The organism is Bacteroides sp. AM10-21B (genome assembly GCF_003472565.1).
Classification (GTDB): Bacteria; Bacteroidota; Bacteroidia; order Bacteroidales; family Bacteroidaceae; genus Bacteroides; species Bacteroides propionicigenes.
Genome location: NZ_QRME01000012.1, coordinates 28,403 through 48,677 on the forward strand (window position 1 = coordinate 28,403; position 20,275 = coordinate 48,677).

At 37.7% G+C, this 20,275-nt stretch carries 12 protein-coding genes; 9 read left to right on the forward strand and 3 right to left on the reverse strand.

Annotated elements, in window-relative coordinates:
* Positions 1–92: 92 nt before the first annotated feature.
* From DW121_RS14440 to DW121_RS14450, 3 genes are all read right to left on the reverse strand, one after another.
* Positions 93–722 carry a porin family protein gene (locus tag DW121_RS14440; RefSeq protein WP_117711524.1) on the reverse strand — a complete coding sequence of 210 codons (630 nt, stop codon included), beginning with the start codon at positions 720–722 and terminating at the stop codon, positions 93–95.
* A gap of 60 nt (positions 723–782) precedes the next feature.
* Positions 783–1,436, reverse strand: coding sequence for a DUF4136 domain-containing protein (locus DW121_RS14445; protein WP_118324232.1), 654 nt, complete (start codon positions 1,434–1,436; stop codon positions 783–785).
* Positions 1,437–1,626: 190 nt separating this feature from the next.
* Positions 1,627–2,628 carry an aldo/keto reductase gene (locus tag DW121_RS14450; RefSeq protein WP_117711522.1) on the reverse strand — a complete coding sequence of 334 codons (1,002 nt, stop codon included), beginning with the start codon at positions 2,626–2,628 and terminating at the stop codon, positions 1,627–1,629.
* Between the two features lie 195 nt (positions 2,629–2,823).
* Between DW121_RS14450 and DW121_RS14455 the strand changes: the two genes are divergently transcribed.
* The 9 genes from DW121_RS14455 (at position 2,824) to DW121_RS14495 (ending at position 20,274) form a co-directional block, all read left to right on the forward strand.
* Positions 2,824–3,711, forward strand: coding sequence for a helix-turn-helix domain-containing protein (locus tag DW121_RS14455; RefSeq protein WP_117711521.1), 888 nt, complete (start codon positions 2,824–2,826; stop codon positions 3,709–3,711).
* A gap of 148 nt (positions 3,712–3,859) precedes the next feature.
* Positions 3,860–6,451 carry a beta-glucosidase gene (locus DW121_RS14460; protein ID WP_117711520.1) on the forward strand — a complete coding sequence of 864 codons (2,592 nt, stop codon included), beginning with the start codon at positions 3,860–3,862 and terminating at the stop codon, positions 6,449–6,451.
* Between the two features lie 304 nt (positions 6,452–6,755).
* Entirely contained in the window at positions 6,756–9,899 is a 3,144-nt protein-coding gene (locus DW121_RS14465; protein ID WP_118324234.1) for a SusC/RagA family TonB-linked outer membrane protein, read from the forward strand.
* Between the two features lie 26 nt (positions 9,900–9,925).
* Positions 9,926–11,596 (forward strand): RagB/SusD family nutrient uptake outer membrane protein, encoded by a 1,671-nt coding sequence (locus DW121_RS14470; protein ID WP_117711692.1) that lies wholly within the window; start codon positions 9,926–9,928, stop codon positions 11,594–11,596.
* Positions 11,597–11,635: 39 nt separating this feature from the next.
* Complete coding sequence (locus DW121_RS14475; protein WP_117711518.1) at positions 11,636–12,742, forward strand: glycan-binding surface protein; 1,107 nt, start codon at positions 11,636–11,638, stop codon at positions 12,740–12,742.
* A 90-nt stretch (positions 12,743–12,832) separates the two neighbouring features.
* Positions 12,833–14,620 (forward strand): hypothetical protein, encoded by a 1,788-nt coding sequence (locus DW121_RS14480; RefSeq protein ID WP_118324236.1) that lies wholly within the window; start codon positions 12,833–12,835, stop codon positions 14,618–14,620.
* On the forward strand, positions 14,617–17,832 hold the full coding sequence (locus DW121_RS14485; RefSeq protein ID WP_118324238.1) for a carbohydrate-binding protein: 3,216 nt from the start codon (positions 14,617–14,619) through the stop codon (positions 17,830–17,832). The genes DW121_RS14480 and DW121_RS14485 overlap by 4 nt, the downstream gene beginning before the upstream one ends.
* Positions 17,829–18,950: a glycoside hydrolase family 26 protein gene (locus DW121_RS14490; protein WP_117711515.1), complete on the forward strand. Its 1,122-nt coding sequence runs from the start codon at positions 17,829–17,831 to the stop codon at positions 18,948–18,950. Before DW121_RS14485 ends, DW121_RS14490 begins: the two co-directional genes overlap by 4 nt.
* Before the next feature lie 28 nt (positions 18,951–18,978).
* On the forward strand, positions 18,979–20,274 hold the full coding sequence (locus DW121_RS14495) for a glycoside hydrolase 5 family protein (RefSeq protein WP_187120046.1): 1,296 nt from the start codon (positions 18,979–18,981) through the stop codon (positions 20,272–20,274).
* Position 20,275: the final 1 nt, after the last annotated feature.

Sequence of the window (20,275 nt, forward strand, 5' to 3'; positions counted from 1 at the left end):
AAAGAAGAAGGGAACGACTGACTTAGAATTGTCAGACGGCCCCTTCTTTTTTTGAAACAATTAATTTACTCTGTTAAGTTTAGGTGTATATGTTAGAATGCGATACCGATACGTAAACCTAAGTTGTTCATTCCGTCTACACTATAAGTGAAGAGGTCTCCTTTGTTCGTTCCGTAGCTATAGTAAGCTGCGAAGTGTAGCCCCGGACCATAAGCCCATGGGTAAACATTAAATCCGATTTCCGGAGATACGTAGAAACCCCATGTATCTTTATTAGCTTCGAATGCGTTGAAAGTGGACTTCAGTTGTGCATATTGTGCACCGAGTTTTACACCTAAATATGGTTGAAATGCACCGCCGCGGTTCCATGCGTAGCGTGTGGCAAGACCGAAAGGCAATTGGAATGCGGTGTGTTGCTGGTCGGTATTCAAACTGCCGCTTTCACCAACCGGCAAGGTCTGACGGCCAATGTATTCATGGTTACTATGGTAGGCAAGGAAGCCTCCCAATGCAAAATTTGATGTCAGGAAGTAACCGCCTTCAAAATTCATACCCCATCCGCTGCCTTTATCAGCAAAGTGGTTGTTTAAGGGGAAGTTGAACTGCCAGTCGATGTTGGCATAACCGTTATCGGTCATCTGAGCCTTTGCCGGCATGGCAAAGACAAGGGCGAGGGCGGCAATTGCGAATACCCTCAAAGATATATATTTCAATGTTTTCATACTTGTTCTTGTTTTATAAATTCAACAATAGCTTTTGATAGAATAGGAAAAGCTAACTGCTTATCTGGGCTGAGCGGTCATTCTGTTAAGATAGGTAGATTGCGTAAAGGATTGGTTTACACCTTCTACAGCCATTTTTGTGTTGAAAGAAGTTGATCCGCTCAATAATCCGCTCATGTAGCTGGTCCACAGTACAGGGAGTTTTTCTTTCTCACCTTGAGGAGCATCAAGGTTCAGCAATTCGGTGATGAAGGAACCGGTGCTATAAGCATAATTTACAGCATATGGATAGTACCATCCACCCCAGTTACCCCAGTAAGGAGCATCCCAATAACCCGGGTAGTTCCACCACCATTCGGGACGCCCGTAGTCTGTGAAGTAGTAGGTGCTCTTTATATAGCTGACTTGCAAACCGAGATCGGCTTCTTGGCGGTTTTCTACGCGAACATAACCGCGGTTGTTCATATTGGTGACGTACGCGCTGAGGATTTCCTGTGCGCTTTCGTCTTTCCAATATTCGGCGTCTTTACTGTTGCCGATAACGAGGATGCTATCCGGTAAATAGTAAGTTTCGAAAGCTTTGAAATCTGCTTTCGTGTCATAATTGGTATAAACCAGATACTTGCTGTCCTGCTTATCCATGTCGGGGTCTTTTTCGCAAGATACGAATGCTATTGCGAAGACCGCTAATAATAAGGGAATAAATTTCTTCATACTTCTATAATTGTTTAGGTTAAATATAAATTCCTGCCCTGTTGGTACCTTAGGCTTTTGGAGAAAGAACAAGATAAAAAATAAAAGGTTCAAAAATAAATGTGTTAAATGTGCAGCGAACTATAAAGAAATAGGGTGATAAATGTATGGTAAATACATCATCACCCTATTGTGTACGGGCTTATCGCAACTATTTTACAATCTGATAAATGCTTTCTAATTCTTCTGCGGAGAAAGTCGTGTTTTCTATCGCTTTCAGATTATCTGCCAACTGTCTGACGGAACTTGCCCCGATAATAACCGAGGTCACCAAGTCGTCTTTCAGTATCCATGCAAGCGCCATTTCGGCAAGTGTCTGACCGCGATGAAAAGCAAGTTCATTCAGTGCCTTGATTTTTCTCAGAATTTCTTCTGTCAGTGCTTCTTTTTTAAGGAAACCACCTTTGGCAATCCGCGAGTCTTCAGGGATCCCGTTAAGGTAGCGGTTGGTAAGCAATCCCTGTGCTAAAGGGGAGAAAGCAATAAAGCCTGTACCGTTTTCTTTAGCTTGTCGCAGAATGCCTTCTTCCTCCGGTTCGCGATTGAACAGATTGTATCTGCCTTGGTAGAGGAGACAGTGAACATCTCTCTCTTCCAGATATTTATAAGCTAATTCTGCTTTGTCCTTAGGGTATTTGGAGATACCGATGTAGAGTGCTTTCCCTTGCCGTACAATATCAACCAGTGTTTGAAGTGTTTCTTCAAGAGGAGTATTGGGATCGTAGCGATGGGTATAGAAGATATCTACATAATCCAAATTCATTCGCTTCAGGCTTTGGTTGAGGCTGCTCATCAAAGACTTTCGGGAACCCCAGTCGCCGTAAGGTCCTGCCCACATTTCATGTCCAGCTTTGGTGGAAATGAATAACTCGTCCCGGTAGGGCATAAATGATTTCTTCATAATCATGCCGAATGTTTCTTCAGCCGAACCGCAGGAAGGACCATAGTTGTTGGCAAGGTCGAAATGGGTAATACCTCGGTCGAATGCGTAATGTGCCATTGCTAAAGAGTTGGAGAATGCATTGACATCACCGAAATTGTGCCATAGCCCTAAAGATATTTCAGGGAGCAGAATGCCGCTTTTACCGCAACGACGGTACTTCATATTGCTGTCGTATCTGTCAGGGACTGGAGAATAGATGGAATTGATCATATCTGTAGGTTTTAGTTGAACTTTATTATAAGGTAGTAAAAACTGTGAAAGCAAAAGTAAGTAAATTCTTTAAAATACTCTGCGCTTTTTTGCAATAATAAATTAGTCATTTAAGAGTTAAAATGGATTTTGTAAATATTGGAATGAAAATAATGGCTATATTTGCAATATGTGATACTTTTTTAACTGATTGAAATGGAAAACCCAAACTACATTATGAGGGAGATAACCCCTTTGTCTGAACGTGATTGTTTTTATATTGCAGATCGTCGTAAAACCGAATTTACTTATCCTATTCATTGCCATGCCGAATATGAGTTGAATTTTACGGAACATGCTTCCGGAGTGCGTCGGGTAGTCGGTGATTCTGCGGAGGTTATCGGGGATTATGATTTAGTGTTGATTACAGGTAAAGAGTTGGAGCATGTGTGGGAGCAACATGAATGTACTTCAAGGGATATCCGAGAAATTACAATTCAGTTTTCTTCAGATCTCTTCTTTAAAGACTTTATCAATAAAAATCAGTTTGATAGTATTCGCCGGATGTTGGAAAAAGCACAATGTGGTATTAGTTTTCCAATGCAGGCTATTATGAAAGTCTATAATTGGTTGGATAAGTTGGCTTCTGAAGAACAGGGATTTTATGCGGTAATGAATTTTCTTCGAATACTTTATGAACTATCTCTGTATGATAATGCAGAAGTGCTTTCTAGCTCTTCGTTTGCTAAAATAGAAACTTTCTCTGACAGTCGACGTGTGCAAAGAGTGCAGAAATATATTGCTGATCACTATCAGGAGGATATTCGTTTAAGTATTTTAGCAGACATGGTAGGGATGACATCTGTTTCGTTCAGTCGTTTCTTTCGGTTACGTACGGGAAAAACATTTTCTGATTATATTATTGATATTCGTCTTGGCTTTGCTACTCGTTTATTGGTGGACTCTGCACATACGATCGCAGAGATATGTTATGATTGTGGATTTAATAATTTATCTAATTTCAATCGATTATTTAAACGTAAGAAAGGATGTTCGCCGAAGGAATTTCGGGAAAATTATAGAAAGAAGAAAATTGTGATATAGTGCTACGATATTAGTCTCTAACATATATCTTTTATCTTTGATTTTTTTGTTTGCTAAAATGTATAATGAAAGGATAAAATAGTATCAAATGAAGTGTTAGGAAGTTGCTATATTTGCCAATGGAAAAGACATTTTAATCTATTAAAATATGCAAGTGAGATGGCATTTATTAGTTGTAGTATTTATACTGGCAAATATTTCTTTGAAAGCTCAAGATAATGGTGGATGTAATGATTGTCCAGCTTTTAATGCAAGTGGCAAAATAGAGGTGCGTGGAGTAAAAGAGAGGATTATCGGTGATTTATCTCAACCGATATCAGTGCGCATCGAGAATATCATTCGACAGATGACACTTGAAGAGAAAGTAGCTCAGTTATCGAATGAAAGTGATAGTATACCTCGTCTGAATCTTCCTTCCTATAATTATTGGAATGAATGTTTACATGGTGTGGCTCGTGCAGGAGAAGTAACTGTATTTCCACAAGCTATTAATTTGGCTTCTACTTGGGATACATTGTTGGTTAAAAGAATAGCCTCTGCTATTTCGACAGAGGCTCGTTTGAAATATCTGGACATAGGAAAAGGGCTTACTTATTGGGCTCCTACTATTAATATGGCTCGTGATCCTCGTTGGGGGCGAAATGAGGAAACTTATGGTGAAGATCCTTATTTAACTTCTCGTTTAGGAGTAGCTTTTGTGAAAGGATTGCAGGGAGATCATCCTAATTATTTAAAGACAGTTGCTACAGTTAAACATTTTGTAGCTAATAATCAAGAGAATGACCGCTTTTCTAGTTCCTCACAGATACCCACTAAACAATTATATGAATATTATTTCCCGGCTTATGAAGCATGCGTGAAAGAAGCAAATGTACAATCTATAATGACTGCTTATAATGCTTTTAATGGGATTCCTCCGAGTGGTTCAACTTGGTTATTAGAGGATGTTTTGAGAAAAGAATGGGGATTTGATGGTTTTGTTGTGTCTGACTGTGGTGCTATTGGAGTCATGAACTGGCAGCATCGAATTGTTAATTCATTGGAAGAAGCTGCAGCTTTAGGTATAAATAGTGGTTGTGATCTAGAATGTGGGGGGACCTATCGTGAGAATTTGGTGGCGGCAGTGCAACGAGGGCTAGTGTCAGAGTATGCTATTGATAGAGCGCTGACTCGTGTGTTGACAACGCGTTTTAAATTGGGAGAATTTGATCCCATTGAACTTGTTCCTTATAATCATTATGATAAGAAGTTACTTGCAGGAGAACAATTTAGAAGATTAGCGTATGAGGCAGCGGTTAAATCTATTATACTTTTAAAAAATGAAGATAATTTTCTACCTATAGATAAAAAAGATGTTCGTTCTATAGCTATTGTAGGACCATTTGCTGATAATAACTATTTGGGAGGGTATAGTGGTAAACCGGTTCATAATATTTCTTTGTTACAGGGTGTTAAGAAAATGGTGGGTGAAGAGGTTGAAATTTCATATATTGAAGGTACTTCCGTCGTTTCTCCGGTTGATTCAAGCTATTTATTGGCTTCTGATGGAGTGAACAATGGGCTTACGGCAGATTATATAGACGGACATGATTTGAATAGCCCTTTTTTATTCTCAAGAATTGATAAAACTGTTGGTTTTGATTGGGGAGATGGTACACCGGATCAACGTTTAACTAAGAATGATTTCTCTGTTAGATGGAGTGGGTATCTAAAAGCTCCGGTAGATGGTAAGCATGCTATTGGTGTATATGCTGATGGTGGAGTGCGTGTTTGGTTGAACGGTAGTCTGGTTTTAGATGAATGGAATGCTCATGGTTTACAATATTATTCAGTGGAAGTTTTGTTGGAAAATGGTAAGAAGATACCGATCAAAATAGAGTATATAAATAGAATAGGAGCTGCTACCTGTATATTGGTTTCAGATTTTGGAAATATTAATCAGATAGATAAAGTGAAAAAAATTGTATCTAGAGCTGATTTAGTATTAGTTGCTTTGGGGAATGATGGAAAATTGGCTCGTGAAAATCGTGATCTGCCTTCTATTTATTTGCCCATGACGCAAGAACTATTGTTGAAAGAAATTTATAAAGTAAATCCACGTATTGCATTGATACTTCAAACAGGGAATCCCTTAACTTCGCAATGGGCTGCAGAACACGTTCCCTCAATTCTTCAAGCTTGGTATCCGGGACAAGAGGGGGGGGCAGCTTTGGCTGGTATTTTGTTTGGTTTGGAAAACCCATCTGGAAAGTTGCCAATGACTATTTATGAATCAGAACAGCAATTGCCAAATATCTTAGATTATGATATTTGGAAAGGGCGTACCTATCAATATCTATCAAGTAAACCTCTTTATGGATTTGGGCATGGTTTAAGTTATTCAAATTTTGAGTATGCGGATTTGCAATGTAATGATGTAGTTCATGTAGATGGAACTTTACAGTGTTCTATTAAGGTTAAGAATATAAGTGACGTAGTGGGTGAGGAAGTCATTCAAGTATATGTTTCTCGTGAGAAAACTCCGGTTTATACGTTTCCATTAAAGAAACTAATAGCTTTTGCGCGAGTTAATTTGAAACCGAATGAAAGTAAGACGGTTACTTTTACTATAACTCCTCGTCAGCTTTCTGTGTGGCAGGATGGAGAATGGAAAATGCTTTCTGGAAAATATTCCTTATTTGTAGGTGGTGGTCAGAAAGAATTATCGAAAGGAATGAATAAAGATTTTGAAATAAAATAAGGCTTGCAAATTAAGTTGTTGCTTCATTTAGTAGGAGAGGAATTGCTTAATGATTTGTTATAATAATTGCTTTAGCTCTAAAGGGAGATTATACAAAAATAATATTGATCCTACTTTAACTATGTTGGTTAAAGGTTCTTTAAGTTGTTTAGTATATAGCTTTGGTTGGATATCCTCTTTTAAATCAGATGTTTATTGGATGGTTTGAATAGTATTAGCTAATGATAAAATAGTATTTGTTTGTCATGGCTATGGTGTCTATATTTGCGGTGTTGAAAATATTATTATTTTAAATCAGTGTTATATGAAAAACATTATTTTGCTTTTAACGGCGCTCTTAATGAGTTGCCATGTGATGGCCCAAGAAACTATTGTTACAGGTACTATTACTGATGTCAGCGATGGTTCCCCGCTGATAGGGGCTAATATTCTAGTAAAGGGAACGGGGATTGGTTCTATTGCCGATGTGAAGGGGGAATATAGTGTAAAAGTTCCTGTAGGTAAGCATATCTTAGTTTTTTCTTGTATAGGTTATAAAGAACAAGAGATAACTATTAAGGCTGGACAAAAGGTTCTGAATGTTATGATGACGGAAGATACTGAACTGCTTGATGAGGTTGTAGTAGTGGGATATGGTACAATGAAAAAAAGCGATTTGACAGGTTCTGTTACTAGTATTAAGAGTGAGGAACTCATGAAAACAAATCCGGTTAGTATTAATCAAAGTTTACAAGGGCGTATTGCTGGTGTGCAAGTTAATCAAAATGATGGTGCTCCGGGAGCTGGTATTAGTATTCAAATTCGTGGAGCTAATTCATTTTCAACCTCTACAGAACCGCTTTATGTAGTGGATGGTATTCCTTTTACTACTGGAGGAACCCCTGGAGCTGGTCGGGATGAAGATGGTATGCTTCAATCTGCAAACCCTTTATCTTCTATTAATCCAGCTGATATTGAATCTGTGGAGGTGTTGAAAGATGCTTCTGCTACTGCTATTTATGGTTCTCGTGGTGCAAATGGTGTCGTTTTAATTACAACTAAACGTGGGGTTAAAGGAAAAGAAAACATTAGCTTTAGTGCAAATTTTGGCATATCGAAAGTAGTGAAAAAGATGGATATGTTGGATGGGTATACATATGCAAAATATCGTAACGAGGCAACAGAAATGTTTAATGAATATGATGGTGCGAGAGAGACGTTGCCTTATCCAGGTAAAGAGCTTCTAAACACTAGTACAGGCGAGTATGAATATGCTCCTGGACCAGATGATTATCGGAATGGTACTTGTGCATGGACAAATTGGCAAGATCAAGTGTTTGAAACTGCTCTTTCACAAGAATATAATTTGAGCGTAAATGGTGCAAGTGATAAAGGATATTATGCTATATCAGGAAATATTCTTGATCAAGAAGGTACTATACGAAATTCTGGTTATAAACGATATTCATTTCGTGCTAATATTGCAAGGAAAATTCATAAATGGATTGAGATCGGAACTAATATGAGTTTTACTAATTCACTTAATAAATTGGCAAAAACTAATTCTGTAAGTAATGGTATTATGCATGGTACACTATTTTATCCTGCTACAGAAGCGTTGGATAATGGGACTGATAATGCACAGTTGAACTGGTTCTCTTCTAATCCATATGTTTATACCCGTGCAGCAAAAGATGAATTGACTACTAATACTTTTTTCTCTTCTTCTTATTTAGAATTGACTCCTATAAAGGATTTAAAAATACGTCAGAATGTAGGCTTTTCTTATAATATGAATGAGCGTAATGTGTATTATAACAGAGAGACGGTAGAAGGTAAAGATCCGGATAATGGTTTTGCTTCTAAAGCAGATAATTGGGCTAAAAACCTTGTGCTTGAAACAATGGCTACTTATAATAAGGAGTTTAATAAGAACCATTCACTGAATGCTGTAATCGCTTTTTCTTATGAAAGAGGTGATTATGGGAATAAAGCTATGACTGCAAAAGGTTTTCCGCAAGATATAACGGAAGATTTTGATATGAGTGCAGCAGTAAACCCTAATAAGCCAATTAGTGGACGAGGAATGACTTCTTTAGTATCTTTTTTAGGACGTGCTAATTATAGTTTAATGAATAAATATTTGTTCACAGCTTCTTTCCGTAGAGATGGTTCTAGTAAGTTTGCTCCGGGTAATAAATGGTCCAATTTTGCATCAGGTGCGATAGCGTGGCGTGCTTCTGAGGAGGAGTTTATTAAGAGTTTAAATATTTTCAGTAACTTAAAAATACGCGCAAGTTATGGTCAGACTGGCAATCAAGCTATTGGTGCATATGCAACACGCGATTATTTGACGGTCGCTAATTATCCTATCAATGGAGCTTTAGCGAGTGGCTTTGCAAATCTTACTTGGAGAGGGCCTGCTAATCCAGATTTAAAATGGGAAACAACTACTCAATATAATGCGGGTATTGATATGGGCTTTTTCGAGAATAGAGTAAATTTTACTGTTGATGTATATTATAAGAAAACCTCAGATTTGTTGCAGAATATTCAAATACCTCAGAGTACGGGCTTTTCTAATATGACGACTAATTTTGGTGATGTTATTAATAAAGGATTGGAAATCACTGGTAAATTCTATCCAATAAGTGGAAAAAAATTCAAGTGGGATTTTGATGCTAATATATCTTTTAACCGTAATAAGATAGAAGAGCTTCCTGGAGACCAATTTGCACAGTCATGGAGCGATGCTGATGCAGTTTTTATTCAACGTAATGGAATGCCTATCGGTACCATATTTGGTTATGTTGAGGATGGTTTCTATGATAATATAGCAGAGGTAAGAGCCGATCCTTTTTATGCCAATGAATCGGAAGCTGTTTGTAGATCAATGATAGGTGAAGTGAAATATAAAGATCTTGATGGGAAACCAGGTATAACAGACGCTGATAGACAAATTATAGGTGACGCCAATCCAGATTTTACATTTGGTATGACTCACAACTTCTCCTATAAGAATTTTTCATTAAGTTTTTTCTTGCAAGGATGCGTTGGAGGGGATATCTTTAATGCTAATTTAATAAAGGTGACTATGAGTGGTATAGGTAACATCCCACAAGAAATGTATGATACTCGTTGGACGCCAGAGAATCGAGATTTGGCAAAATGGCCCAAAGCGTATTCTGGGTATGGTAGAACAATGAAACTATCGGATCGGTATGTGGAAGATGGATCTTATTTGAGAATGAAGAATATTAATTTAGGCTATAGATGGAATGCACCAATAAAAGGTATTGAATATATTAATTTTTATACATCGGTAAGCAATGTATTTACTATTACAAATTATAGTTGGTTTGATCCAGATGTGAATTCTTTTGGGGGAGATGCATCTCGTCGTGGTGTGGATATGTTCTCTTATCCAAGTAGTCGTACTTTCTCATTTGGTGTACAATGCACATTTTAATATTTAATTTTTTAATTAAAGAAACTATGAAAAATATTATATTAAAGTCTATGTTATTATTATGGACTGTTTTTGCAGTACTTTCTTGCGATGATTTATTAGAAGAAAAAGTGTATGATTTTATATCTCCAGAGCAGTTGGGAGATAGCGAGAGTGCGAAGTCTCAACTATTAACAGGGACTTATAACACGATTATCTCTAGTTTTATTGCTCCTTCATCTTATTTGTACTTAACAAATATGGATTGTGATTATGCTTCTGGCGCTTCTTGGGCTTTTGGAAATGTTGGCGCTGGAAATGTTAGTGGCTTTTGGGGAAAAGATCATCTGTGGCAAGGTTGTTATACTTTAATTCATCGTGCCAATCTTGCGATATCAAAAATTTCGGCAATGTCTAATATCTCTCAGGAAAGTAAGACAGATGCTATTGGACAACTTTCTTTTTTGAAAGCATGGGCATATTTTAATCTAGTAAGAAACTATGGAGGTGTTCCTATCTTTAGAAAGTCAATATCTGAAGGTGAAGATATGAATCAACCTCGCGCTTCAATTCCTGATGTATATACCCATATTATAGAGTTATTAAAAATAGGTGAAGGTATGTATTCTAAAAATAATAATGCTTTTATTGAAGGACATGCTTCGAGTGGCGCTGCTAAGGCTTTATTAGCTAAGGTATATGCTACTATGGCTTCTGGTGCACTGTCTGGAGTTCCTGTAGTTGTGAAAGGGGGGACGCCTAATCTCCCAGAACCTCAGCCTATTACACATATTGCACAAACGGTAGTTGGTTATGAGACGTTTGACCCAGATACATATTATGCATTGGCACGTGATAAAGCATGGGAGGTAATAGAGGAATATACATTATTTGATAAATATATGGATGTGTGGGCTATTGCTAATCGTAATAAGGGAGAGCATATATGGATGGCTCAAGCTAAAAGTGGTGATGATGACTTTGGAAATACAATATGTAAGGACTATGTTGGCATTATGGAAAGTGATGGTTCGCTAGATGGTAATTGGTATGGAATGCGAGATCATTGGTATTTATTATTTGAAGAGAAGGATTTGCGTATTATAGACGGAGTTATTCATCGTTATCCTGCTACTGACTTGGATGAGAATGGTAAAGTTGTATATAATTATTATCCTCGATGGTATGCGAATAAGGTTGCAAACCATGAGGTATATGATAGTGAGGGAAATAGGTTTGATGGAACGGAAGTTTATAAAGAAGGTGAAGGATGGAGTTTGGCAAAATTGACAAAATTTACATTTGTAACAGACCGGAAGCAAACGAAGACTGATTTCCATTTTCCATTACTCCGTTTACCTGATATTATATTAATATATGCAGAAGCGGTAAATGAACTGAATGGCGGTCCTACTGAAGAAGCTTACAAACAAGTTAATAGAATACGTACTCGTTCTAATGCAACTCCTTTTTCTAATATGAATCAAGATGAATTTCGTTCGGCAGTTCTTGAAGAACGTGCGCGTGAATTAGCCTATGAAGCAGATCGACGTTATGATTTATTTCGTTGGGGAATTTATTTAGGGGTAATGAATGCTATTGATATGGATGAACATAATGTAACTAAACGCCGTACAGAACGTAACCTTCTCTATCCGTTACCTACAAGTGAAGTTAATGCAAATGATAAGATTGATTCTAACAATCCTGGTTGGTAACTGCAAATAAGTATTTAGAATAATAAAAATGAAAAAATAATGAAAACTGTAAAATATGTTTTAGTCATGTTGATGACTGCAGGACTTGGAATATTTGCTTCCTGCTCGGATAATGAAAATAGTTGTACCCCTCTTAGTATAACGAGAATATCAACTGTGACAGATAGGGAACAAGGGCTTGAAGTCGCGAATTTAGCACAATATATCATAGTTCAAGGGACAGGATTAGATGGAGTTAAATCTATTCTAGTAAATGATGTTCCAGTAGATATGTCAAATGCATATACAACAGCAAATGAAATAACGTTTCCAATTCCTAGAGTAATACCTGTTGAAGTTAATAATTTAATTACATTATCGACTGCTACAGAATCTACTACAGCTCCTCTTTCTGTTTTTATTCCAGATTTGAGAGTGGATGGTATGTATAATGAATTTACTCCTGCTGGGGGAACAATGAAAATTGTAGGTGATTTTTTTGATTTATATGAAATTACAACAGAGAGTGGACAATTATTCTTTGGCGATCAAGAGATGGATATTATACGAGCTGTGCAGGATACTCTTTATTTTAATTTACCAGAAGATGCTATAGCGGGTACTAAAATAAAAATTGTTAGCCCAATAGCTGGCGAGAGATTAGTTCCTGGCAGATATTATGAGAGGGGAAATATGTTATGTGATTATGACCCATATACAGGTTGGGGAGGGAATAATTATGTGAATAATGGACCGGTTCCTGAATCTATTACAGGGAATTATTCACGTTTTAAAATTGCTAAAGAAGATGCTGCTGATTGGGAATGGAGTGGTACTGTTGCAATAGCTCAAATAGGGGTTAATTATTGGGATGATGTAAAGGCTAATCAAGATAATTATCAGTTAAAGTTTGAGGTAAATACTTTGACAGCATTAAGTAAGCGACAGATTCGTTTCTATTTTGAACAAATTAATTATGATTGGGAACCTTTTGCTTCTGGACTCGCTTTTAAAACAAATGGTGAATGGCAGACGATTAGTATTGATCTAAATGAGGTTTGGAAAGGGGATGTGCCTAATACTGGCACATTACAAGTTATGGGAAATAGCTTTGCAGAGGATACAGATATTTGTTTTGACAATTTCCGAATTGTACCGAAAAACTAAAATAAGCAATAGCTTAAAATCGTATATGGTTAAGAGAGGTAGCTGCTCTTGCATTTTTACCTCTCTTTTGTTTTCTTAAATAACATAAAAATGATCTATAGAATTCAGTATTTGTTGATTTTGTTATGTTTGCCCTTTTATTTGTTTGCACAGGACCAATTTGAAATAAGGGGGGTACTGCCTTGGCATAATTTTTTATCAGGACCAACATCTTGGAATATAGAAGACTATCAGAAATATCTTGATGAGTGTGAGAGGAATGGAATTAACTTTATTGGGTTCCATAATTATACTGGCGGTGGAGAACGTTATGCCACTTATGTAGAACCGATGATCAAGATAGAATATAAGGATATTCTTCCTCAAGCTTGTTTTGATAATTCTCTTACTGCACGTTGGGGGTATTTACCTATGAAAGTGAAAGATTATGCTTTCGGTACTGACCGTGTATTTTCTTTGCCAGAAGGTGCGGAGGCTTTTGGTAGTGATGCTTCTGTAACTTCTTCTACTCCACGAGAGCATTATGAGAAATCGCAGACATTGATGCGTGATGTTTTGAGCATGGCCCATGAACGTGGTATACGTATGGCAATGGGATTTGAATTTGGAGTAATTCCTCCTGAATATTTTTCTTTGAATGTAGCGGGCGACTGTTTTTACTGGCCTGGGGAGTCTAACATGATTCCGAATCCAAAAAGTCAGATAGCGATAGAGATACATTATGCAGCACTTGATAATGTTTTGGAAACCTATCCTGATATTGATTATGTCTGGCTATGGTTGAATGAACACTCATTCATGGGAGTGAATATAGAGAAAGCTTTGGAGAATGCTTCTTTTGCTGAAGCATATAACGCCGGACAAGGTTATTTTAAAGAGGCAGCTGATAGTGCAGCCCGTTTTGTCGGAGTTTGGGCACTTGAATATATGAAATTGACATCGGACTATTTGAAATCTAAAGGTTCGAATGCAAAAGTAATTCTTGGAGGATGGGGAGGTGGTCATCAATTACCTTCCTTATTGAAAGGACTGGACAGAGCTCTGCCAAAGGATATCATATTCAGTTGTTTAAATCCTGATTTAGGAAAAAGTCCACAGCCTGAATTCTTGTCTGATATAGCTAAGAACAGAACTGTGTGGGCAGTACCTTGGTTGGAGGGAGATCATCAGCTTTGGCATTTTCAACCACGTGTAGAAATGATGCGTGATCATGTGAAACTTGCTGCAAAGCAGAATCTGGATGGGGTGATTGCTATTCACTGGCGTACGGAAGAGCCTCGTTTTAATTTTAGAACATTTGCTCATTTTGCTTCAAATAAGACAGACAACAAGACTGTAGAACAGTTATATGAAGAATATCTGACTGAGGATATGGGTAATAAGGCTGCAAAACTATTGGCTCCTCTGTTGGCACAAATGGATATTAAACAAATACAATGGAATGTCCCCTCACCAGAATTTTATGCCTTCACTCCTGAATGGGGATTATTGGATGATCAAAATGTGAAACTGCGGGAAAGTTTGATTCGGACTGCTGAACAGGTCCTGAAAAAAACAGAGGGCAGCCAGCGAGATAATTTGCAACGTTTCATTGCAATGTTCCGTTTTGAATTGCTATTGGGAGAGGTTGATAAAGCTATGATGCCTGCATTTATTCTTAAGAAGAATGACAGACAGGGCGTTGCGGCCAGTTCGTTCGAAGAATATGAAGAGGCTTATCGTAGCCTTATGGCGGCTCCGGTGAAAGATATGTTTGAGACTTATATGCAAAGAATTCATTCTCGTGGAGAATTAGGTGTGTTAAGCTCTTTAAACCAGCGTTTATGGAGAGAATACAATGATTTGAAGTCTTATCTTGAAACAAAATTGAAGAGATGATGAAATATTGGAAGAAATATTTATTAGGATATTGCCTGATAGCTGTTTTAGTTCTACCTGTTCAAGCACAGATTTTACAAATAGGTAGTGGAACCTCATTAGAAAACTATGCAGCATTGGAACTGCAGAGATACTATTATCAGCTATCCGGTAAACTTTTGAATATCAAGAGGACAGCCTCGGCAAATCAAAAATCAGATTTTATATTAATTACATTAGATAATCCATTAGTGGATGATTGGCAAAAGAAAGGTATACTTAAGCTAAAAGAGAAACCAGGAGAGCAAGGGTATATACTTCAGACAGTAAAGAATGCAGGTCGTCGTACTTTATTGATTGCCGGAACAGATCCTTGCGGGTTACTTTATGGAGTATATGGTTTGCTTGAGGATCATTTGGGAGTGCGTTTTTATATGAGTGGTGATATCTTGCCTGAAAAAAGAATGAGAGCTCACCTTCCTGTGATAAACGATGTACGTACTCCTCAAATGCGTATTAGAGGATTTCTTCCATGGACCAATTTCCCGCAATCAGCTACTATTTATTCCTGGAATGATTGGAGGTATGTTATTGATCAAGCGGCAAAAATGCGTATGAATTTTATTATGATTCATAATTATAATGGTTTTTGTGGGCATAATGAAACTTTTCATAATTTTGAATATAATGGCTATTTATCCAGAGGGTGGATGCCGACTATAAAAACAGGACATGGTTGGTTGTGTCCGGGATGGGATATTAATGAATACCGTTTTGGAGCTTCTGAAATTTATGATGATTATGATTTTGGAGCAGATTATGGACTTCATAATGAGACATTGACTAATAGTCAGATAAAAGAAAAAGGTGAAACCGTTTTTCGTAAGGTGATAGATTATGCACATCAGCGCGGAGTAAAGATTGGATTAGGACTTGACATTGATGTGATTCTTCCTGAATATCAAGTATCTGCTGATGAACGCGGTGTAATTGCTGCGCAAACAGCACAGTTAGCCAAGCAATATCCATATTTGGACTATTTGTTCTGTTTTCAATCAGAGGGAAGCAAAGATTCCGTTTTCTATGCTAAATGGCAGAGAGTTTTTGATGGTTTTTATGAAGATATGAAGCGGCTTTCACCGTCAACTCACATTGTTGTATCAGGTTGGGGAATGACGGCGGAATCTGTTGCTCGCCTACCGAAAGATGTTATTTGTGCTCCGATATCTTATTATTCCGCAGCATTTGAACCGGGGAATATATATGGAGAGCGTGAATATTGGGGATGTCCATGGTTAGAGAGAGATTGGAGTAGTTCACAGTATTATTATCCTTATAATGTGGATTTATCAGAAACAATTCATGCTTATGAGAAAGCTTCGGAGAATATGAAAGGATTTTATGCTTTAACTTGGCGTTTAACGGATGCAGTTTCTCCTAAAATGTGGTATATAAGTAAAGCACCTTGGTATGAAGCTGAAGAATTGAACTCTTCGGAAAAAGTTTATGGAGACTATGCTAAAACAAATTATGGAGAGTCTGTTGCTGAACCGATTACTGCTATTATAAACCAAAATGAACCATTTGCTACAGATTTTGCAGAGTGTCAGGCGACACCGGGTTTTAATGAGGTTGTAAATACTTATCCTTTAATGAATATTCAGTCGTTATCCTTTGCCGGAAAACATGGTGAACTTATGAAGATAGATGCAGTAAACTTTCAGGAAAAAAAAGGAACAAAAAATGCGCCAAGTGATGAGGGAGGAGAATGTGTAGGTTATATAATGGCTGGTGATTGGTTGAAATATGATCAAGTTCATTTTAAGGATGATGTTTCTTTCATATCTCTCAGAGTTGCTTCTGCCTCAAATGGTGGTATTATTACTATTTCTATAGGGAAACTTGATGGACCTATGATTGCCTCTATTGATGTGAAAAACACAGAAGGGTGGCAGGCATGGAAAAACTTGACAGTTCCAGTTAAAATAGATAAAGGAATTTATTCTCTTTATGTTAGCTTTCATTCTTTCAACGATATAATACAGGCTAATAAATTGGCTGAAAAGCAATTGAATACGATTGACAGTTGCATGGCTGTGGTTACTAATTTAGGGCAGAGGAAACGTTTATCTTATTTACGTGCACGTATTGCAGGTGCTAAACACCATATTGCACTAAATTCTGGGTTTGAGAAATACCAATGGACTGATTTGCCGGGTCAAATGGATAGTTGGGCTCGTAGTTTCTTGTACCGTATTGATGACATTTCATCTTTTGGAAATATTATGAGTACACAAAACCGCTTTGTACAGCAGAATTACGTAGAGAAGATAAATAAATTACGTAAATACCAAAGAGTGAAAGCTCCTTCCCATGTTACTGCTAAAGGAACACAAAATGGAGCGTTGGTGACATGGTGTAATGAAGAACCGGGGGCAGACATTTTTGTTGTGTGCCGGGATGGTAAGGAAATTGCATCAGTACCTGTCAGTGCTAATCAATATGTCGATACATTTAATGGAAAAGCCTCTTATACAGTATATGTGATTGATACGGATGGAAATAGAAGTCTTGCTAGTATTCCGTATTATTGCTTAGCTGGTGATGCCGATAATGAGGCTCCTGTTATTGTAAATCCTTCTCCAGTGACCTCGGTTGCTCAGGGACATGATGTTAACATAAAACTGTCTATGGTTGATAATCGTTCCGTTGAAGATCTTTCTGCTGTGCTTCATTACCGTACTATAGGTTGTAAAGAGTGGAAGCAGATACCGTTTAAACATAGAATAAGAGCTGCTTTTGCGATAACTATTCCTGCTGAAGAGTTTTCTATTCAAGGAATGGAATATTATATTACTGCCTCTGATTCCCGTAATGTGGCTATGTATCCGGCAGACGCACCTGCACGACTCCATACAATTATTGTGACGGGCAGTGGAAGTAATAAATTACCTTCTCCGGTTGTAAGACTCACTGCCGGTAATCGGTTAAAGTGGGAAAAAAATCCTGATGTGGATATGTATCGGATTTACCGTAGTAAATCTTCTGATTTTGCAACGGATGCTTCTTCCTTTATAACATTTGTAGGAGGACAGACAACTTCTTTTTATGATAATGGGATAGATTTGGACGGCACTTCTTTGAAAGGAACTTACTTTTATCGTGTAACGGCCGTTAGCAGTGATGATATGGAAAGTAATGCTTCTGAAATCGTTAAAATAGATTATAAATGAAAAGAGTATATATTTATATAGTGATTGCTCTATGTGGAGTTTCTGCATGTACCTCTTCTCGTCAGCGGATTTTGGAAGATACCAGATTAGGCTTAGTGGATAAACACGCTACCGACTTAACTGCTATTCTGTTTCATAATCTGAAGCAAATGACCGGAAAGTATGTAGTATATGGACAACACAATTATGAAATGGATGGATTTGATTCAGATACCAGCCGTTGGCGTGATGAGCAGAATCGTTGTGATGCTTATGATGTGACAGGGGCTTATCCGGCCATGGCCAGTTTTGATTTTCTGCATTTCACGAATCCGGTCAGTTGGGAGACGAAAAATCTGGATTATATTAAGAGTAAATTTTATGCTGCTTATGAGCGTGGAAATGTGCTCACTTTTTGCTGGCATTACTATAATCCGGTTACGGGGAATAATTTCTATGATACTACGCAGGTGGTGAAACATATTCTTCCTGGCGGATCACGTCATGAAACATTTAAAAGCGATTTGAGGATTATTGCAGACTTTGCCCATAATGCTAAGAATCATGCCGGTGAACTGATTCCTATTATTTTTCGACCTTGGCATGAGTTTGATGGAAATTGGTTTTGGTGGGGAAGGAACCATTGTACAGTAGAAGAGTTCAAAGAACTCTACCGTTTTACTGTCACCTATTTAAGGGATTCTCTGCAAGTACATAACTTTTTATATGCATTTTCTCCTGATTGTGGATTTACGACTGAAAAGGAGTTTTTGGAGCGCTATCCGGGAGATGAGTATGTGGATGTAGTAGGTATGGATAATTATTGGGATTTTAGGTCGGATGGTGGAGATACAAGTTTAGTCGTATTAAAATCTCGCATTCTGACTAAATATGCCAAGGAACATAATAAGCTGTCTGCTATTACTGAGACTGGAACGCAGACTAGAGACTCTTTATGGTATTCACAACTACTGAATATTTTATATTTTGAAGGAGTAGAGTTGAATTATTTGTGTACCTGGTCAGGTTTTGCTCCTTATAAAGGACATCCTGCTGCATCGGATTTTTATCAGTTTAAAGAAGACTCTTTGATTTTATTTGCTGATGAAGCACCGGATTTTTATGTTCTGACAAAATGAAATAATATTATAGAAAAAACAAATAGCCATGAAACAGATAAGTATTCTCTTTTTCACTCTTCTGCTGTTGGGAGCATGTGTGAAAGCACCTAAGCAAACAGATAATTTTGTGAAGATTGTTGATGGACGTTTCTCTATCAATGATAAACCGTATTATTATATCGGCACTAATTTTTGGTATGCCGCTATATTAGGATCACAGGGGCAAGGCGGTAATCGGGAACGTCTGCTTAAAGAACTTGATTTCATGAAAGCCAATGGTATTACTAATTTGCGTGTATTAGTTGGCGCAGATGGAATAGATGGAATTATGACAAAAGCAGAACCAGCGCTTCAAACGGCTCCCGGTGTGTATAATGATACTATTTTTGATGGCTTAGATTTCTTCCTGTCGGAGTTGGGCAAAAGAGGTATGCACGCCGTATTGTTCTTAAATAACAGTTGGGAGTGGTCCGGAGGATATTCACAATACCTCTATTGGAGTGGTCATGGTGAAGTACCTATGCCTAAAGTAGCAGGATGGAATGCCTTTTCAAACTATGTTGCTCAGTATGCAAAATCAGAGAAAGCCCATAAATTATTTGAGAATCATGTACGTCAGGTGGTGAGTCGTGTCAACCGCTATACTAAGCTGAAATACAGTGATGATCCGGCTATCATGGCATGGCAGATAGGTAATGAGCCCCGTCCGTTTGGTGAGGAAAATAAGGAGAGTTTTGCTAAATGGATAGCTGAATGTGCTGCACTTATTAAGTCTATTGACCCTAATCACTTGATCTCCGTTGGTTCGGAAGGTATGGCAGGTTGTGAAGGAGATTTGGGTTTGTGGGTGAAACTCCATCAGGATATCAATATAGATTATTCAACGATTCACATCTGGCCGAATAATTGGGGGTGGATAGATAAGACTGATATTCCGGGAACCTTGGATAAAGCCATTGCAAATACTCGTGAATATATTGATGTACATGTTGCGGAAGCACAAAAAATGAATAAACCGTTAGTTCTTGAAGAATTTGGACTGCCGAGAGATAGCGTGATGTTTGATAGGAAGAGTTCTACTGTTCTGAGAGACCGGTACTATGAAGAAATTTTTGAAATAGTAAAAGAACATGCTATACAAAAAAGTGTATTTCAAGGATGCAACTTCTGGGCTTGGGGAGGATTTGCACAACCACAACATCTTTTCTGGCAAAAAGGAGACGACTATATGGGGGATCCGGGACAAGAAGAACAGGGGTTGAATTCTGTATATGATACCGACACTACAGTGAAGCTTGTTGCGGATATTGTGAATGAAATAAACCAAATCACACTCAGATGAA